This window comes from Guptibacillus hwajinpoensis, assembly GCF_020524165.1.
Lineage (GTDB): Bacteria > Bacillota > Bacilli > Bacillales > Guptibacillaceae > Guptibacillus > Guptibacillus hwajinpoensis_D.
This window is the reverse complement of sequence record NZ_JAIVKU010000001.1, coordinates 1-16,911: the sequence shown is the minus strand read 5'-3', so window position 1 is coordinate 16,911 and position 16,911 is coordinate 1. Positions and strand designations below refer to the sequence as shown.

Below are 16,911 nucleotides of genomic sequence, written 5' to 3'. Positions count from 1 at the left end.
ATTCCTTCCATCGTTGCAGCGTTCCATGTGAAACACTTAACCGTTCAAATGCAGTCCATCTTCATTATAAAGGATTTTTATTTGGTGTGCCTGGCTTTCTTGGATATTTTTTAGGAGTCGTTTTAATTTTTTTAATCGTTACGATATTTCGCTCACTTTTTTCACCTGGTAATGTTAGCGTTTCTCGCTTGACGACTTCTCCACCAAGAAGCTTAATTGCTTGCTTTCCTGTATTCAGCTCATCCTCTACATTTGGACCTTTCAACGCCACAAAGTAGCCGTGAGTTTTAACGAGAGGGAGACACAATTCACCAAGAACAGACAGTCTTGCAACAGCTCTTGCAGTGACAACATCATATTTTTCGCGATGATCTTTGTTTTTACCAAATAATTCTGCACGATCATGATAAAAGAAGACATTTTCCAACTCGAGTTTTGAAGAAAGATGCTCTAGGAAGCCAATTCGTTTGTTAAGTGAATCGACAATCGTAATGTTTAAATGAGGAAAACAAATCTTAATAGGTAAACTCGGAAAGCCAGCTCCTGCTCCCACATCACAAATATGGTAATCAGAAGAGAAATCAAATGAGAACGCGGCCATAATCGAATCAAAGAAGTGCTTTTCATACACTTCTTCTTTATCCGTAATAGCCGTCAGGTTCATTTTCTCATTCCATTCAACTAGAATCTCATAGTAGGTTTGAAATTGGTGAAGCTGTCTGGGAGAAAGGCTAATTCCGTTCTCCTCTAACAACTCCTGAAACTGTTGCTCGTTCATAGACCCTCCACTTGTACATTATTTTGCAATTTTAGCGATTTTACCTTGTTCGATATACACAAGCAAAATGGATACATCAGCTGGGTTAACCCCTGACACGCGAGAAGCTTGACCAATAGACAGTGGACGCACCTCATCAAGCTTTTGCTTCGCTTCAGTCGCAAGGCCACCAATCGCATAATAATCAATGCCATCAGGAATTTTCTTCTCATCCATCTTCTTCATACGCTCAACCTGTTGCAGGCTTTTATTAATATAGCCGCTGTATTTCACCTGGATTTCAACTTGTTCCGCTACATCTTCTGGAATGTCAAAATCAGCGGGTGCTAATTGATGAATTTCTTGATACGTTACTTCCGGTCGCTTCAATAGATTAGCTGCATGCATGGCTTCTTTTAATTCCGTACTTTTCTCTGGAAGCACTGCATTCACTTGTTCGCTCGGTTTAATAACAACCTTCTCAAGACGTTTCATTTCTTTTTCAATCATTTCTTTCTTAGCTACAAATCGGTCGTAGCGCTCTTTAGGAATCATGCCGATTTCGTAACCAAGTTCTGTTAATCTCAAATCAGCATTATCATGACGAAGAAGGAGTCGGTATTCTGCACGTGAGGTTAACAAACGATACGGCTCGTTCGTCCCTTTTGTCACAAGATCATCAATCATAACCCCAATGTACCCTTGTGAGCGATCCAAAATCACAGCTTCACGGCCCTGTGCATTTCTTGCAGCGTTAATTCCCGACATAATGCCTTGCCCTGCCGCTTCTTCATAACCAGAAGTTCCGTTTAACTGTCCTGCAGTAAAGAGATTTTTAACTGTTTTCGTTTCAAGTGAAGGCCATAACTGGGTTGGAACCATCACATCATATTCAATCGCATAGCCTGCACGCATCATCTCAACATTTTCAAGCCCTGGGACAGTTTTAAGGATTTTCTGCTGCAGGTCTTCTGGAAGACTTGTGGATAGACCCTGTACATAAACTTCCTTTGTATTGCGCCCTTCTGGTTCAAGGAAAATTTGGTGCCGTGGCTTATCGTTAAAGCGTACAATTTTATCTTCAATGGATGGACAGTAACGTGGGCCTGTACCCTCAATCATTCCTGAATACATTGGAGATCGATGAAGATTATCATTAATAAGTTTATGTGTTTCTTCCCCTGTATACGTTAACCAGCATGGTAGCTGATCTGTAATAAACTCCGTTGTTTCATACGAAAATGCACGAGGCTTTTCATCTCCGGGCTGAATTTCAGTTTTACTATAATCAATTGATTTGTTATTAACACGCGGTGGTGTACCTGTCTTAAAGCGAACCATCTCAAAGCCTAACTCTTCCAAATGGTGAGACAAGTTGACGGACGGTTGCATGTTATTTGGTCCACTTTCATAAGAAAGATCACCAATAATAACACGACCGCGCATGAATGTACCCGTAGTTAAAACGACTGACTTCGCTTCATACTCTGCACCTGTTTTTGTAATAACCCCTTTGCAGACACCGTCTTCAACGATTAGTTTCTCAACCATTCCCTGCAAAAGCGTGAGGTTGTCTTGTTCTTCAATTGTTCTCTTCATTTCACTTTGATAAAGCACTTTATCAGCCTGTGCACGCAGTGCACGTACAGCAGGTCCTTTACCTGTGTTTAACATACGCATTTGAATGTGCGTTTTATCAATATTGCGTCCCATTTCTCCACCAAGTGCATCGATTTCCCGCACAACGATTCCTTTTGCAGGGCCTCCTACACTTGGATTACATGGCATAAAAGCGACAGAATCAAGGTTAAGTGTAAGCATGAGTGTTTTGGCACCCATTCTTGCTGAAGCAAGTCCCGCTTCCACACCTGCATGGCCTGCGCCAACGACAATAACATCATAAGAATCGGCTTTGTAACCCATTGCCGTATTCCTCCTTTAATCTTCTTATTTCCCAAGACAAAACTGTGAAAATAACTGATCGATCAAACTATCAGAAACCGAATCACCAATAATTTCTCCAAGAATCTCCCAGGTGCGCGTAATATCAATCTGCACCATATCAACAGGCATTCCAGATTCAACTGCTTCTAATGCATCCTCAAGCGTTCTTCGCGACTGCTCTAGTAATGCAATGTGACGAGAATTTGATACATATGTTAAATCCTGTGACTCAACTTCACCAGCAAAAAACAGCTCAGAGATCGATTGTTCAAGTTCATCAACGCCCTGTTCATTCTTAAGTGAAGTTGTAATCATTGGATGTTCTTCTGCTAACTCTTTCACTCGATCTAAATCAAGTTTCTCATCAAGATCTGTTTTATTTATAATGACAATAACGTCCATCCCTTTAACAGCTTCAAAAAGCTTCTCATCCTCATGCGTAAGCTCATCGTTGTAATTTAGCACAAGTAAAATAAGATCAGCTTGTTTTAAACGTTCACGTGAACGCTCAACACCAATTCGTTCCACAAGATCTTCTGTCTCTCGAATACCTGCTGTGTCTACTAGTCGTAATGGTACGCCTCTTACATTAACATACTCTTCAATCACATCCCGCGTTGTTCCAGGTACATCAGTTACGATCGCTTTATTCTCATGAACAAGACTGTTTAACAAAGACGATTTCCCGACATTCGGGCGTCCAACGATAACCGTTGAGAGTCCTTCTCGCAAAATTTTCCCCTGTCTTGCTGTAACAAGAATTCCTTCAATCTCTTTTTCTACTTCTTTTAACTGAGTTGTTAAGAGATCTTTTGACATTTCCTCTGCATCATATTCAGGATAGTCGATGTTCACCTCAACATGTGCAACCGTTTCAAGCAATTGCTGTCTTAAGGACGCAATTAGTGTCGACAAACGGCCTTCCATCTGATTTAAAGCAACGTTCATTGCCCGATCTGTTTTCGCTCGAATTAAATCAATAACGGCTTCGGCTTGCGATAAATCGATACGGCCGTTTAAAAAGGCTCTCTTTGTAAATTCGCCTGGTTCCGCAAGACGCGCTCCACCACGCAGAACCAATTCAAGGACACGATTAACAGAAACGAGACCTCCATGACAGTTAATTTCAACAATATCTTCACGAGTAAACGTACGAGGACCTCGCATTACTGAAACCATTACTTCTTCAGCAGTTTGTTCCGTATCTGGATCAATCAAATGCCCATAGTGAATCGTATGCGTATCAACAGATTCAAGTGGCTGCTTTCCTTTGTATAATCGATCCGCTATCTTAATGGCCTCTTCCCCGCTAAGTCGGACAATCGCAATCGCTCCTTCACCCATTGGAGTCGATATCGCAGCAATTGTTTCATATTCCACTTACATTCACCTCTCTATCCACACTTCGTCTCTTTTATTAAAGTTTCTATCTATTAATAGGTGTTATTAGTTTAACCAATTATCCACAGTGGATAACTACCAGCCTAAAAGTGACAGACTAATCCACAATACCTTTTAGTGTAACCGATTTTCACGAAAAAAGAAATAAGGATGCTTATTGCAACGTGCCGCATAAGAATGCGAATTGAATAATAAAACGAGGGAAACACATCTTTCCTCAAAAAAACCTCCGGGCTAATGGCCCGAAGGTTTTCGATTATTTATTACGCGGAACAATAACCACACGTCGGTGTGGATCTTTTCCATCTGAGTGAGTGGTAATCCCTTTTTTATCTTTTAGATAAAGGTGGATGACTTTTCGTTCAAGCGACGGCATCGGTTCTAGCTGTATGTCCTTTTTCGTAACCATCGCTTTGTCTGCAAGACGATCTGCTAGCTTCTTCAGCGTATCTTCACGTCTTTCACGGTAGTTCTCAGCATCAAGAACTACCCGGACAAATCGGTCAGAAAATCGATTTGCGGCAAGATTTGTTAAATATTGCAGAGAATTAAGAGTTTGGCCACGTTTCCCGATCACAATTGCAATTTTTTCGCCAGATAACGTAAAGAAAAGATCGCGATCATCTCTTCTACCTTCAATACTGGCTTCAACTCCCATATTGCGAATGACCTTTTCTAAAAAAGCCCTTGTTTGCTCCAGGATGTCGGGTTTTTCAATGACTTTAATGCGGGCGGGCTTTCCTCCAAAGCCTAAAAATCCTTTTTTAGGCTCTTCTAACACTTCAACATCAACATTTTCTTGAACAGTTCCGATTTGATTGAGCGCATTTTGAATGGCCTCTTCAATCGTTTTCCCCGTTACCGTAACGCTTCTCACTTCTTCGCTCCCTCCATATTCGTATCAGCGGTTTTAATGGTAGGTTTCGTAATAAAGTAAGTTTGCGCAATCATAAAGATGTTACCTACAACCCAGTAAAGCGCAAGTGCTGCAGGGAAGTTAATGGCAAAGACAATGATCATTATCGGCATAACGTATAGGAGCATCTTCATTTGAGGCTGCACCGTACCGCCACTACCCATCATGATTTTTTGTTGAATAAATGTTGTTAGACCAGCAGTTAATGCCAGGATAATATCTGGATCACCGAGACTAAACCACAGGAAGTTATGTGTAGCAATTGCTTCTGTACGCATAATCGAATGGTAAAAACCTAATAGAATCGGCATTTGAACCAGGATTGGCAAACAACCAGCAAGCGGGTTAACCCCATTCTGTTGAAAGAGTTGCATCGTTTCTTGTTGAAGCTGCTGCTGCGTCTTCTGGTCTTTACTGCTGTATTTTTCTTTAAGCTTCTGCATTTCTGGCTGCAGTTCTTGCATAGCTTTCGAACTTCTCGTTTGTTTAATCATTAACGGAAGCAGTAGAAGTCGAATTAAGATCGTTACAATGATAATCGCAAGACCATAATTCCCCTCACCCGTTAAATCAGCGAAAAATGTTAAGGTCATAGATAATGGATAAACAATATATTCGCTCCAAAATCCTGTGCTTTCTGCGTTAATTGGCTCATTAATGTTACAGCCTGAAAGGACCGCAACGAGACCAATTAATAGAAATGCGAGGGTTAGTTTTTTCCTCACGCTTCATCCTCCTTGCAATCATATCTCGACAATAATTTATGTAGTAAAAGCATACCACTAGTTTCTTTTATCCGGTACGGGGTCAAAACCTCCAGGATGAAATGGATGGCATTTTAAAATTCTTTTAATGGTCAACCATGAACCTTTCATAAAACCATGCTTCTGATAAGACTCAAAACTGTAATGAGAACAAGATGGATAGAAACGACAGGATGGGGGAGTTAATGGAGAAATAAACTTCTGGTAGACGCGAATCAGCATCATAGCCGTTTTTTTCATTTAACATCCCTTCCTTTATCAGTCTGTTTCCCTCCTCTTAATACACGTGCGCGATTCAGCACATGAATTAAGCTACTCTTTACTTCTTCAAAACTCATCTCTGAAGTAGGTTTTCGAGCAATAACGACAAAATCATAAGGAAACTTAATTTGATCGGAAAGTTGTTGGAAGGATTCTTTTACGAGTCGCTTCACACGATTTCTTGTAACCGCATTGCCGATCCGTTTACTTACTGAAAGACCCAGTCGAAATTGAGGTTGATCATTTCGCTTTAATACGTACACAACAAATTGTCTGTTTGCAGTTGAGTTCCCACTCTTAAAAACCTTCTGGAACTCAGAATTCTTTTTAATCCGGTAGTTGCTGTTCAATCCGCACACTCCCAGTGTTACTTGGATAAGCATATTATAAACCTTATCTTAAAAAAAGACCACTGATGATCAGTGGTCTATGCAGACAATACTTTTCTACCTTTACGGCGACGACGAGCAAGAACTTTGCGTCCGTTAGCTGAGCTCATACGTGCACGAAAACCGTGAACTTTTTTACGTTTACGTGTGTTTGGTTGAAACGTTCTTTTCATTCTATTACACCTCCCTGAGGATAAACTGTATAAAGACAGTCCAAGTAATTATAAGAAAAGAGGGGGTGAATTGTCAAGTTTAATTAAAATAAAAAGACATTCTTATAAATCTCCTCTTCCAATAACCAGATGATCCACGAGCTTGTCCGCAACAAAAAATCATTAACGAAAACTCTACAAAAGGCCATGTGGATAACTCATTTCGACACTTTTCACTTATTCACATCACTTATCGACAGGTTCTACACAAAATCTAGTGCTGTGGACAGTTCCAATCCACAAGATATGCGCTCTGTGGATAACCACCCGAAAAACATTGCAAACAAGCTATTCTTTTGTTATGATATTTGTGTTTTAACTCGTGAATAAGATTAGCGACAACAAAACTAGTCCACAGTCTGTGGATAAAAGTGTGGACAGTTATTAAGAGGTGTTATTCATCGTGTCCACAACACTGTGAACATAGTCGATAATTCGACTTTCTTCTATATTATATGATCTGCTTCGATACTGTGGATAGTATAATTATTCGTGAATATTCAAATGATTGTACAAAGGTTGTACGTTGGCACATTAGGCGACTATCGTCAGCGATTACAGCCTGTTTTTATTTTGGGGAAAAGCGTTAGCGGCTGTTTGATCTAACCATTATCTATAACAGTTTCACTTGCTTTCCCTAGTTAGATATTTTTGAACAAAAGGAGGGACTTCGTTGGATAACATCACGGATCTCTGGCAACAGGCTCTATCCGAAATCGAAAAAAAATTAAGTAAGCCAAGCTTTGAAACCTGGCTTAAGTCGACTTCTGCAAATCGAATGGAAGGCGACACAATCATTATTACTGCCCCTAACGAGTTCGCTAGAGACTGGCTGGAGTCACGATATTCAAGTTTAATAACGGAGACGTTGCTTGAGCTGACCGGAAGTGAATTACAAGCTAAGTTCATTATTCCTCAAAATCAGTCCGATGCTGATTTGGACCTTGAACAAGCTATGAAAAAAAAGCCTAAAGCGAATCCAGCCCATGAAGAACACCCTCAGAGCGTGCTTAATTCGAAATATACGTTTGATACGTTCGTGATTGGATCAGGGAATCGCTTTGCGCACGCTGCTTCTCTAGCCGTAGCAGAAGCACCAGCCAAAGCATATAACCCGCTATTTATATATGGGGGAGTTGGACTTGGAAAAACCCATTTAATGCACGCAATTGGACACTATGTCATTGAGCATAATCCGAATGCAAAAGTGGTTTATCTATCATCTGAGAAGTTTACAAACGAATTTATTAACTCGATTCGTGATAATAAGACGGTTAATTTTCGCAATAAGTATCGTAATGTAGACGTACTGCTAATTGATGATATTCAATTCCTGGCAGGAAAAGAACAAACACAAGAGGAGTTTTTCCATACCTTTAATGCTCTTCATGAAGAAAGTAAGCAAATCGTCATTTCTAGTGATCGACCGCCTAAAGAAATCCCTACGTTGGAAGATCGCCTTCGGTCCCGCTTTGAATGGGGGTTAATTACGGATATTACACCTCCTGATCTCGAAACAAGGATTGCCATTCTTAGAAAGAAGGCAAAAGCGGAAGGTCTCGATATACCAAATGAAGTGATGCTCTATATAGCCAATCAAATTGACACGAACATTCGCGAACTTGAAGGTGCTCTTATTCGAGTGGTAGCCTATTCTTCTTTAATAAATCAAGATATGAATGCAGATCTTGCAGCTGAAGCGTTAAAAAACATTATTCCATCTTCAAAACCGCGAGTGATTACAATTCATGATATTCAAACGGTAATAGGCGATCATTTTTCAGTAAAACTCGAAGATTTCGCAGCAAAGAAAAGAACAAAATCTGTGGCATTTCCACGTCAAATTGCCATGTACCTTTCTAGGGAGCTAACAGACTTTTCGCTTCCGAAAATCGGAGAAGAGTTTGGGGGAAGAGATCATACCACAGTTATTCACGCTCATGAGAAGATCTCAAAACTAGTGGATTCTGATCAAGCTTTTCAGAAGAAATTGCAAGATATCGTTGAACAATTAAAAAACGGGTAAACTCTTTTTTTGTGGATAGCGGTTAATAGAGTGTGTACAATTTCATACAGTTACTCACACACTGTCCACAAGTGGATAACTTATCTCTTATGGGTTCGTGAACACTTATCCACACATTCACAGCCCCTACTAGTAAGACTACGATATTTTTAAGTAATAATTATATAATCTGAGTCATTTATTTAGGAGGTCAATTATGCGTTTCAAGATCGAAAGAGATTATTTAGTATCAAGCGTATCCGATGTAATGAAAGCTGTGTCTTCACGAACAACTATACCGATTCTTACCGGGATCAAAATTGTAGCAAGTGATGAAGGCGTTACGTTAACGGGTTCTGACTCAGATATTTCAATCGAATGTTTCATTCCCTCAGAAGAAAATGATAAACAAATTGTTGAAATCTCTCAGATGGGAAGCATCGTACTTCAAGCTCGTTTCTTTTCTGATATCGTTAAAAAACTACCAGGTGATCAAGTCGAAATCGAAGTTCACGATAGTTTAACAACACGAATTCGTTCTGGTTCTTCAGAATTTAACCTGAACGGCTTAGACCCAGAAGAATATCCTCGTCTGCCAGAAGTGGAAGCGCAAGAAGGATTTCAGATTCAAGCGGATTTACTTAAAAACATTATTAGACAAACAGTTTTCGCTGTTTCAACTTCAGAAACTAGACCGGTGTTGACAGGTGTAAACTGGAAGTTAGAAGATGGTGAGCTCAACTGTACTGCTACAGATAGCCACAGACTTGCGCTTAGAACGGTTAAAGTTGAGCCAAATGGTAATGACCTTTCATTTTCGAATGTTGTTATTCCAGGAAAAAGCCTAAGTGAGTTATCAAAAATCATTGATGATAACGAAGAGCTGGTTGATATAACGGTTACTGAAAACCAAATTTTATTTAAATCGAATCATATTCTTTTCTTCTCAAGACTTCTTGACGGAAACTACCCGGATACAAGCAGATTGATCCCAAATGAAAGCAAAACGAATGTAACGGTTTCTGCCAAAGAATTGTTACAAGCAATTGATCGTGCTTCCGTTCTTGCGCGTGAGGGAAGAAACAACGTTGTAAAACTGGCGAGCCTTGAAGAGTCAACTCTAGAGATTTCATCCAATTCACCTGAAATTGGTAAGGTTATTGAACAGGTGCAATCTCATTCCTTTGATGGAGAAGAACTGAAAATTTCATTCAGTGCCAAATATATGATGGATGCCCTCAGGTCAATGGACTCCAATGAAGTGAATATTAGTTTTACTGGTGCGATGAGACCTTTCTTGATTAAACCAATTGAAGGGGCTGCGATTATGCAGTTGATTCTTCCTGTCCGAACTTATTAATTTTTAAAAAAATATAAAGATCATGAGGCTGCTGAGAAGTTTACTTCCAGCGGCTTTCTGTTTTTTAGCCTCTTTACAAATTTTCCACTCAATTATTCATGCGTTTTAGTTAAAAAAGAGTTATAATAAACTATTGTCTACCTTCAAACTCGGTATAGTAAGATAGAGCAGGAGGAAAATGAGGTGAACGAACATGAATGAAATTAAATTAATTAAAGAATATATCACTCTTGGACAACTTCTTCAGGAAGCTGGGGTGATTAATACAGGCGGAATGGCAAAATGGTTTCTGTCAGAGTATGAGGTCTATGTAAACGGAGAATTAGAAGACCGGCGTGGCAGAAAACTCTACAACCAGGATACAGTCATGATTCCTGGAGTAGGAGAGTTTGTTGTATCTAGCTGAATGGGGGTATCCCGTTGCATCTAAACACATTAAAAGTAACGAATTATCGAAATTATCGTAAGCAAGAACTTCAGTTTGAAAACAACGTGAATGTTTTTCTGGGCGAGAATGCGCAAGGAAAAACGAACATCATGGAAGCCATCTATGTCCTTGCTATGGCAAGGTCCCATCGTACACCAAGAGATAAAGAATTAATCAATTGGGATGAGGAATATGCTAAAATAGAAGGTAGAATTGAAAAACGAAATGGTCCCCTCTCCCTCCAACTGGTTATTTCCCAAAAAGGTAAGAAAGCCAAACTAAATCAATTGGAACAGCAGAAGCTCAGTAATTACATTGGCGCAATGAATGTTGTCATGTTTGCACCAGAGGATCTCAATTTGGTTAAAGGTAATCCTGGCGTTCGTAGACGGTTTATAGATATTGAAATTGGCCAGGTTCAACCCGTTTATCTTTATTATTTGGGACGATACTTGAAGCTTCTTCAGCAGCGAAATAGCTTATTGAAAACGTTGCGCTATCAAAAGAATCCCGATTATGTCATGCTGGATATTTTGACCGAACAATTAATCGAAGCTGCTGCGAATATTTATATACGTCGAGTTCGATTCGTTCAACTCTTGCAACAGTGGGCTGAACCGATTCATTATGGGATTAGTAGAGGACTAGAGAAACTCGAAATCCATTATAATCCGACGGTTGAGGTATCAGAACCAACGGATTTGTCGAAAATAGTAGATGGATATAAGGAAAAGTTTGATAAAATTAAAGAGAGAGAAGTGGAGCGTGGTGTCACGCTCGCGGGACCGCATCGAGATGATTTGTCGTTTTTTGTAAACGGAAAGGACGTTCAAACGTATGGATCTCAGGGACAACAGCGAACAACTGCTTTATCCTTAAAGCTCGCTGAAATCGAATTGATTCACAGTGAAGTAGGCGAATATCCTTTACTTCTACTCGATGACGTACTGTCGGAGTTAGATGATTTTAGACAGTCGCATCTTTTAAATACAATTCAAGGAAAAGTACAAACGTTTGTGACAACAACGAGCGTGGAAGGCATTCATCATGAAACGCTTGAAAAAGCGACGACTTTTCAAGTCCAAGAAGGGCTAATCGAAAAGGTGAAATGAGGTGAAGTGTTGTTTATACACTTAGGAGAGGACGTTGTCGTCCAATCGAGAGATGTTGTTGGGATCTTTGATTGGCAAGTTATGGAGGAAGCAGAGATCACGAGTGAATTTTTGCATCGCCATCAAAAAGACAGGCTAGTAGAAGACATCGGTGGTGATTTAACGAAATCAATCGTTATTACGACTGATATGGTCTATTTGTCCCCTTTATCTTCACTCACACTTAAAAGACGTGCTTACACAATATCAGACAGTGTGGAAGTTACATCAAATGGCGAATCATCTTAAAACCAGGTTGTCTGATCATCAGCAAGCTGAATTGAGTCTATCTTTGATAGAGAAATGTAGGTGAACAATATGACATTAGAGCAACAGTCTAATAAAGAAAGTTATGATGAAAGTCAGATTCAGGTTCTTGAAGGACTCGAAGCTGTTCGGAAACGCCCGGGTATGTACATCGGTTCAACGAGTAGCCGTGGACTGCATCACCTTGTATGGGAAATTGTCGATAACAGTATTGATGAAGCCCTTGCAGGTTACTGTTCGCAAATTACTGTAAGTATTGAAAAGGATAACAGTATTACGGTTGAAGATAATGGGCGAGGGATCCCGGTTGGAATTCAGGAAAAGATGGGTCGTCCTGCAGTTGAAGTCATTATGACCGTACTGCATGCCGGCGGTAAGTTTGGCGGCGGCGGATATAAAGTTTCTGGCGGACTGCACGGTGTAGGAGCATCTGTCGTAAATGCTTTATCCTCCAAGCTGGAAATTACAGTAGAGCGAGAAGGAAAAGTTTATTACCAGAGCTATACCCGCGGTGTACCTGATGAAGATCTTAAAGTGATTGGGGAAAGCGAAATAACAGGCACAACCATTCACTTTATTCCGGATAACGAGATTTTCACTGAAACAACAGAGTATGAATTTGATATTCTTGCTCACCGCCTTAGAGAACTTGCCTTTTTAAATCGCGGCATTAAGATTGTCGCACAGGACAAGCGTCCTGAAGAAACGAAGCGCAATGAATATCATTATGAGGGTGGTATTAAATCCTACGTTGAACATTTGAATCGTTCCCGAGAAGCACTGCACGAAGAGCCAATCTTCGTAGAAGGGGAACGTGAAGGAATTTCTGTAGAAATCGCTGTTCAATATAATGACGGGTTTGCTAGTAATATCTATTCTTTTGCAAATAACATCAACACGCATGAAGGCGGGAGTCACGAGTACGGTTTTAAAACGGCTCTTACTCGTGTTATCAATGACTATGCACGAAAAAACAGCCTATTCCGTGAAACGGATCCTAACTTAACAGGTGACGATGTACGTGAAGGTCTAACAGCCATTATTTCGATTAAGCACCCTGATCCGCAATTTGAGGGTCAGACAAAAACAAAGCTTGGAAATGCGGAAGCGCGTACGATTACCGAGTCGATCTTTGGAGAGAAGTTTTCTACTTTCCTTTTTGAGAATCCTCTCGTTGCGAAACAAATTGTTGAAAAAGGCCTTATGGCTTCAAGAGCGCGTGCTGCAGCTAAGAAAGCAAGGGAATTAACAAGAAGAAAGGGAGCACTTGAAGTCAGTGCACTTCCTGGTAAGCTAGCGGATTGTTCCTCTAAAGATGCATCTATCTCAGAACTTTATATTGTTGAGGGTGATTCAGCGGGTGGATCTGCAAAACAGGGTCGGGACCGCCATTTCCAGGCCATTCTACCGTTGAAAGGTAAAATTCTAAATGTCGAAAAGGCGCGTTTAGACAAAATCCTCTCAAACAATGAAATTAGAGCCATTATCACGGCACTAGGAACTGGTATAGGAGAAGATTTTGATTTATCAAAAGCTCGTTATCATAAGTTAATCATCATGACGGATGCCGATGTTGATGGTGCACATATTCGAACGCTCTTATTAACATTCTTCTATCGCTATATGCGCCCATTAATTGAAAATGGATATGTTTATATTGCTCAGCCACCACTTTATAAAGTTTCTCAAGGAAAAAAGGTAACGTATGCTTATAATGACCGTGAGCTTGATGTTATTTTAGAAGAAATTCCGAAAAACCCTAAGCCGGGTATTCAACGCTACAAAGGTCTTGGAGAAATGAATCCAACACAGCTTTGGGAAACAACGATGGATCCTGAATCACGTACGGTGCTACAGGTTGAACTGCAGGATGCCATTGAAGCGGATGAAGTGTTTGATATGCTAATGGGAGATCGTGTTGAACCGAGACGGAACTTTATTCAAGACAATGCTCATTACGTAAAGAATTTAGACGTGTAAGAGACACATCAAAGGGGGATATCCCCCCTTTTCTTCTGTTAAAAGCGTTTTTTTGATTGAAACAACAAAAGATCTTGAGCTAAATGTTATGAGATGAACAAGAGTATAATTGGAGGTTTTCCGTATGTCTGATATGGAAAGATCGAGAGTTAAAGAAATAAATATTAGTCAGGAAATGCGCACCTCCTTCATGGATTATGCGATGAGCGTTATTGTGAGTCGTGCTCTTCCTGATGTACGAGATGGTTTAAAACCGGTACATCGTCGTATTTTGTATGCCATGAATGACCTTGGTATGACTTCTGATAAGGCTTATAAAAAGTCGGCACGTATTGTAGGAGAAGTTATTGGTAAGTATCACCCACACGGTGATTCAGCTGTATATGACACAATGGTACGTATGGCTCAGGACTTCAGCTATCGCAATATGTTGATAGATGGACACGGAAACTTTGGGTCTATTGATGGCGATTCAGCAGCTGCAATGCGTTACACAGAAGCAAGAATGTCCAAGATCGCAATGGAAATGGTGCGAGATATTAACAAAGATACGATTGATTATCAGGACAACTATGATGGTTCTGAGCAGGAACCAATCGTTCTTCCAGCAAGATTTCCGAATCTGCTAGTAAACGGAGCTTCGGGTATCGCAGTCGGAATGGCGACAAATATTCCACCGCATAACCTAGGGGAAGTGATTGAAGGGATCTTAGAATTAAGTCGAAACCCTGAGATAACCATTCCTGAACTAATGGAGTTTATTCCTGGACCAGACTTCCCAACAGCTGCTGAGATTCTGGGACGTGAGGGAATTCGCAAAGCTTATACAACTGGGAGAGGTTCAATCATTCAGCGTGCAAAAGCTGAAATTGAGGAATTCAGCAATGGAAAGAAAACAATCATAGTTTCTGAGCTTCCTTATCAGGTAAATAAAGCACGTCTTGTTGAGAAAATTGCAGAGCTCGTTCGTGATAAGAAGATTGAAGGTATCACCGATCTACGTGACGAATCTGACCGTACAGGTATGCGAGTCGTGATTGAAGTCCGTAAAGATGCAAATGCAAATGTTCTTTTAAATAACTTATATAAACAAACAGCCCTTCAAACGAGTTTTGGTATTAACACTCTTGCGTTAGTAGATGGACAGCCGAAAGTATTAACACTGAAAGAATGTCTTGAACACTATCTCGAGCATCAAAAGGTTGTTATTAGAAGAAGAACACAATTTGAGCTAAACAAAGCGGAAGCAAGAGCTCATATTTTAGAAGGTTTACGAATTGCACTTGATCACCTAGATGAAGTAATCAAGTTGATTCGTGCTTCTGAGACAACGGATATCGCTAGAGAAGGTCTCATGACGAAGTTCTCATTAAGCTATGATCAGTCTCAAGCCATCCTTGATATGAGACTTCAGCGTCTTACGGGTCTAGAACGAGATAAAATTGAATCTGAATATCAAGAATTAATGAAGCGAATTGCTGAGCTAAAAGCCATTCTTGCTGATGAAGAGAAAGTTCTTGAAATCATCCGCGAAGAACTAACAGAAGTTAAAGAAAGATTTGCTGACAAACGTCGTACTGAAATCACAGTAGGTTTCGATATGATTGAGGATGAAGATCTTATCCCTAAGCAGAATATCGTCATTACCTTAACGCACAAAGGCTACATCAAGCGTTTACCAATCGATACGTATCGTAGTCAGAAACGTGGCGGTCGTGGAATTCAGGGAATGGGTACGAACGATGGCGATTTCGTTGAACACTTATTTACAACGTTAACCCATAATACTATTCTGTTCTTTACGAATAAAGGTAAAGTCTACCGACTAAAAGGATATGAAGTCCCTGAACTCAGTCGAACAGCGAAAGGCATCCCGATTATCAATCTACTACAAATTGAAAAAGATGAATATATTACTGCGATTATTCCTATAGAAGAATTCGTCGATGATTGGTTTGTCTTCTTTGCGACGAAGCAGGGTGTTGTCAAACGCTCGCCGCTTTCTGCTTTTGCAAATATCCGCAAAGGTGGACTCATTGCTATCAACTTTAAAGAAGATGATGAGCTAATGGGGGTTCGTCTGACAAATGGATCAAAGGAACTTATTATGGGAACAAAACAAGGAATGGCGATTCGTTTCCATGAAGAGGACGTTAGATCCATGGGCCGAACAGCAACTGGTGTTAAAGGACTCACGTTACAAGAAAACGATCAAGTTGTTGGTATTGGCATTCTAGATGAAAACCAGGATGTTCTTATTGTGACGGATAAAGGATTCGGTAAACGAACACCTGTGGAAGAGTATCGGGTTCAAACACGAGGTGGTAAAGGAATCAAGACGTGTAACCTTACTGAGCGTAATGGTGTGCTAACAGCTCTAAAAACTGTCACGCTTGAAGAAGAATGTATGATCATTACGGAGAGTGGCGTTATTATTCGTATCGATGTACAGGATATTTCTCAAACTGGAAGAAACACGCAAGGTGTGAGATTAATCCGTATCTCTGAAGGAGACTCTGTCGCAACGGTCGCGAAAGTGGAGATTAATGAAGAGGGCATCGAAGGGGAAGACAGTGAAGATTCTGAAGCTACTGTTGGAAGTGATCAAGAGATCATTGAGGTTGAAGCTGAGGAAGTCCCGGAAGATGACGAAAGTAACGGTTCTACAACCGAAGAAGAATAACTTTTAAAGAAGAGGAGAAATCCTCTTCTTTTTTTGTTTATTTCTATTGCATAAAACAATAGCAGATGGTAAGATGTAATTCCGTCGCTTTGACGGCGTCTCCAAAACCTTCATAAATTGGTTTTAAAAACTTTTGAAAAAGTGTTGACGAGACAGTGCAATACATGATATATTATTTAAGTCGCCGATAAACAACGGCGGAAACGAAAGAAACAAATTGCTCTTTGAAAACTGAACGAAACGCCATGTAAGTAGTTGTTTCTACGGAAACAAACATTGTTTTAAAAGCTAGATTAAGCTTTCTATCGGAGAGTTTGATCCTGGCTCAGGACGAACGCTGGCGGCGTGCCTAATACATGCAAGTCGAGCGAAGAGATGGGAGCTTGCTCCCTGA

15 protein-coding genes and 1 rRNA gene are annotated in these 16,911 nt (G+C 40.3%); 8 read left to right on the top strand and 8 right to left on the bottom strand.

The window, feature by feature from the left end; translation table 11 throughout:
* Positions 1-64 precede the first annotated feature (64 nt).
* From rsmG to rpmH, 8 genes are all read right to left on the bottom strand, one after another.
* A complete protein-coding gene (gene rsmG / locus LC090_RS00080; protein ID WP_226654117.1) occupies positions 65-778 on the bottom strand; it encodes a 16S rRNA (guanine(527)-N(7))-methyltransferase RsmG in 714 nt (237 codons plus the stop codon).
* 18 nt (positions 779-796) lie between these two features.
* Positions 797-2,680 carry a tRNA uridine-5-carboxymethylaminomethyl(34) synthesis enzyme MnmG gene (gene mnmG, locus LC090_RS00075; RefSeq protein ID WP_226654115.1) on the bottom strand — a complete coding sequence of 628 codons (1,884 nt, stop codon included), beginning with the start codon at positions 2,678-2,680 and terminating at the stop codon, positions 797-799.
* 24 nt (positions 2,681-2,704) lie between these two features.
* A complete protein-coding gene (gene mnmE, locus LC090_RS00070; RefSeq protein ID WP_226654113.1) occupies positions 2,705-4,081 on the bottom strand; it encodes a tRNA uridine-5-carboxymethylaminomethyl(34) synthesis GTPase MnmE in 1,377 nt (458 codons plus the stop codon).
* Between the two features lie 277 nt (positions 4,082-4,358).
* Positions 4,359-4,979, bottom strand: coding sequence for an RNA-binding cell elongation regulator Jag/EloR (gene jag / locus LC090_RS00065; protein ID WP_226654112.1), 621 nt, complete (start codon positions 4,977-4,979; stop codon positions 4,359-4,361).
* Positions 4,976-5,743, bottom strand: a complete 768-nt coding sequence (gene spoIIIJ, locus LC090_RS00060) for a YidC family membrane integrase SpoIIIJ (RefSeq protein ID WP_226654111.1) — start codon at positions 5,741-5,743, stop codon at positions 4,976-4,978. Before spoIIIJ ends, jag begins: the two co-directional genes overlap by 4 nt.
* 57 nt (positions 5,744-5,800) lie before the next feature.
* Positions 5,801-6,022 (bottom strand): membrane protein insertion efficiency factor YidD, encoded by a 222-nt coding sequence (yidD, locus tag LC090_RS00055; RefSeq protein ID WP_226654110.1) that lies wholly within the window; start codon positions 6,020-6,022, stop codon positions 5,801-5,803.
* Complete coding sequence (gene rnpA / locus LC090_RS00050) at positions 6,019-6,393, bottom strand: ribonuclease P protein component (protein WP_226654109.1); 375 nt, start codon at positions 6,391-6,393, stop codon at positions 6,019-6,021. Before rnpA ends, yidD begins: the two co-directional genes overlap by 4 nt.
* A gap of 77 nt (positions 6,394-6,470) precedes the next feature.
* Positions 6,471-6,605, bottom strand: a complete 135-nt coding sequence (rpmH, locus tag LC090_RS00045) for a 50S ribosomal protein L34 (protein ID WP_048311109.1) — start codon at positions 6,603-6,605, stop codon at positions 6,471-6,473.
* Positions 6,606-7,317: 712 nt separating this feature from the next.
* Here rpmH and dnaA point away from each other — a divergent pair.
* From dnaA to LC090_RS00005, 8 genes are all read left to right on the top strand, one after another.
* Positions 7,318-8,670 carry a chromosomal replication initiator protein DnaA gene (dnaA, locus tag LC090_RS00040; protein WP_226654108.1) on the top strand — a complete coding sequence of 451 codons (1,353 nt, stop codon included), beginning with the start codon at positions 7,318-7,320 and terminating at the stop codon, positions 8,668-8,670.
* A 196-nt stretch (positions 8,671-8,866) separates the two neighbouring features.
* Entirely contained in the window at positions 8,867-10,009 is a 1,143-nt protein-coding gene (gene dnaN, locus LC090_RS00035; RefSeq protein WP_159780740.1) for a DNA polymerase III subunit beta, read from the top strand.
* A 193-nt stretch (positions 10,010-10,202) separates the two neighbouring features.
* Positions 10,203-10,415 carry a S4 domain-containing protein YaaA gene (gene yaaA, locus LC090_RS00030; protein ID WP_224591230.1) on the top strand — a complete coding sequence of 71 codons (213 nt, stop codon included), beginning with the start codon at positions 10,203-10,205 and terminating at the stop codon, positions 10,413-10,415.
* 14 nt (positions 10,416-10,429) lie between these two features.
* The gene (recF, locus tag LC090_RS00025; protein WP_226654107.1) at positions 10,430-11,548 is read left to right on the top strand and encodes a DNA replication/repair protein RecF; all 1,119 of its coding nucleotides are present in this window, start codon (positions 10,430-10,432) and stop codon (positions 11,546-11,548) included.
* A 6-nt stretch (positions 11,549-11,554) separates the two neighbouring features.
* The gene (remB, locus tag LC090_RS00020) at positions 11,555-11,836 is read left to right on the top strand and encodes an extracellular matrix regulator RemB (RefSeq protein ID WP_425590614.1); all 282 of its coding nucleotides are present in this window, start codon (positions 11,555-11,557) and stop codon (positions 11,834-11,836) included.
* Between the two features lie 69 nt (positions 11,837-11,905).
* Positions 11,906-13,834, top strand: coding sequence for a DNA topoisomerase (ATP-hydrolyzing) subunit B (gene gyrB, locus LC090_RS00015; RefSeq protein ID WP_226654102.1), 1,929 nt, complete (start codon positions 11,906-11,908; stop codon positions 13,832-13,834).
* 124 nt (positions 13,835-13,958) lie between these two features.
* Positions 13,959-16,517, top strand: a complete 2,559-nt coding sequence (gene gyrA, locus LC090_RS00010) for a DNA gyrase subunit A (protein ID WP_226654100.1) — start codon at positions 13,959-13,961, stop codon at positions 16,515-16,517.
* Between the two features lie 302 nt (positions 16,518-16,819).
* Positions 16,820-16,911 (top strand): 16S ribosomal RNA (locus LC090_RS00005); the annotation flags it as partial.

Bases quoted from the DNA above. Each gene is read 5' to 3' on its own strand.
- rsmG (WP_226654117.1), bottom strand. From the start codon at position 778: ATGAACGAGCAACAGTTTCAGGAGTTGTTAGAGGAGAACGGAATTAGC.
- mnmG (WP_226654115.1), bottom strand. From the start codon at position 2,680: ATGGGTTACAAAGCCGATTCTTATGATGTTATTGTCGTTGGCGCAGGC.
- yidD (WP_226654110.1), bottom strand. From the start codon at position 6,022: ATGAAAAAAACGGCTATGATGCTGATTCGCGTCTACCAGAAGTTTATT.
- rpmH (WP_048311109.1), bottom strand. From the start codon at position 6,605: ATGAAAAGAACGTTTCAACCAAACACACGTAAACGTAAAAAAGTTCAC.
- dnaN (WP_159780740.1), top strand. From the start codon at position 8,867: ATGCGTTTCAAGATCGAAAGAGATTATTTAGTATCAAGCGTATCCGAT.
- yaaA (WP_224591230.1), top strand. From the start codon at position 10,203: ATGAATGAAATTAAATTAATTAAAGAATATATCACTCTTGGACAACTT.
- gyrB (WP_226654102.1), top strand. From the start codon at position 11,906: ATGACATTAGAGCAACAGTCTAATAAAGAAAGTTATGATGAAAGTCAG.
- gyrA (WP_226654100.1), top strand. From the start codon at position 13,959: ATGTCTGATATGGAAAGATCGAGAGTTAAAGAAATAAATATTAGTCAG.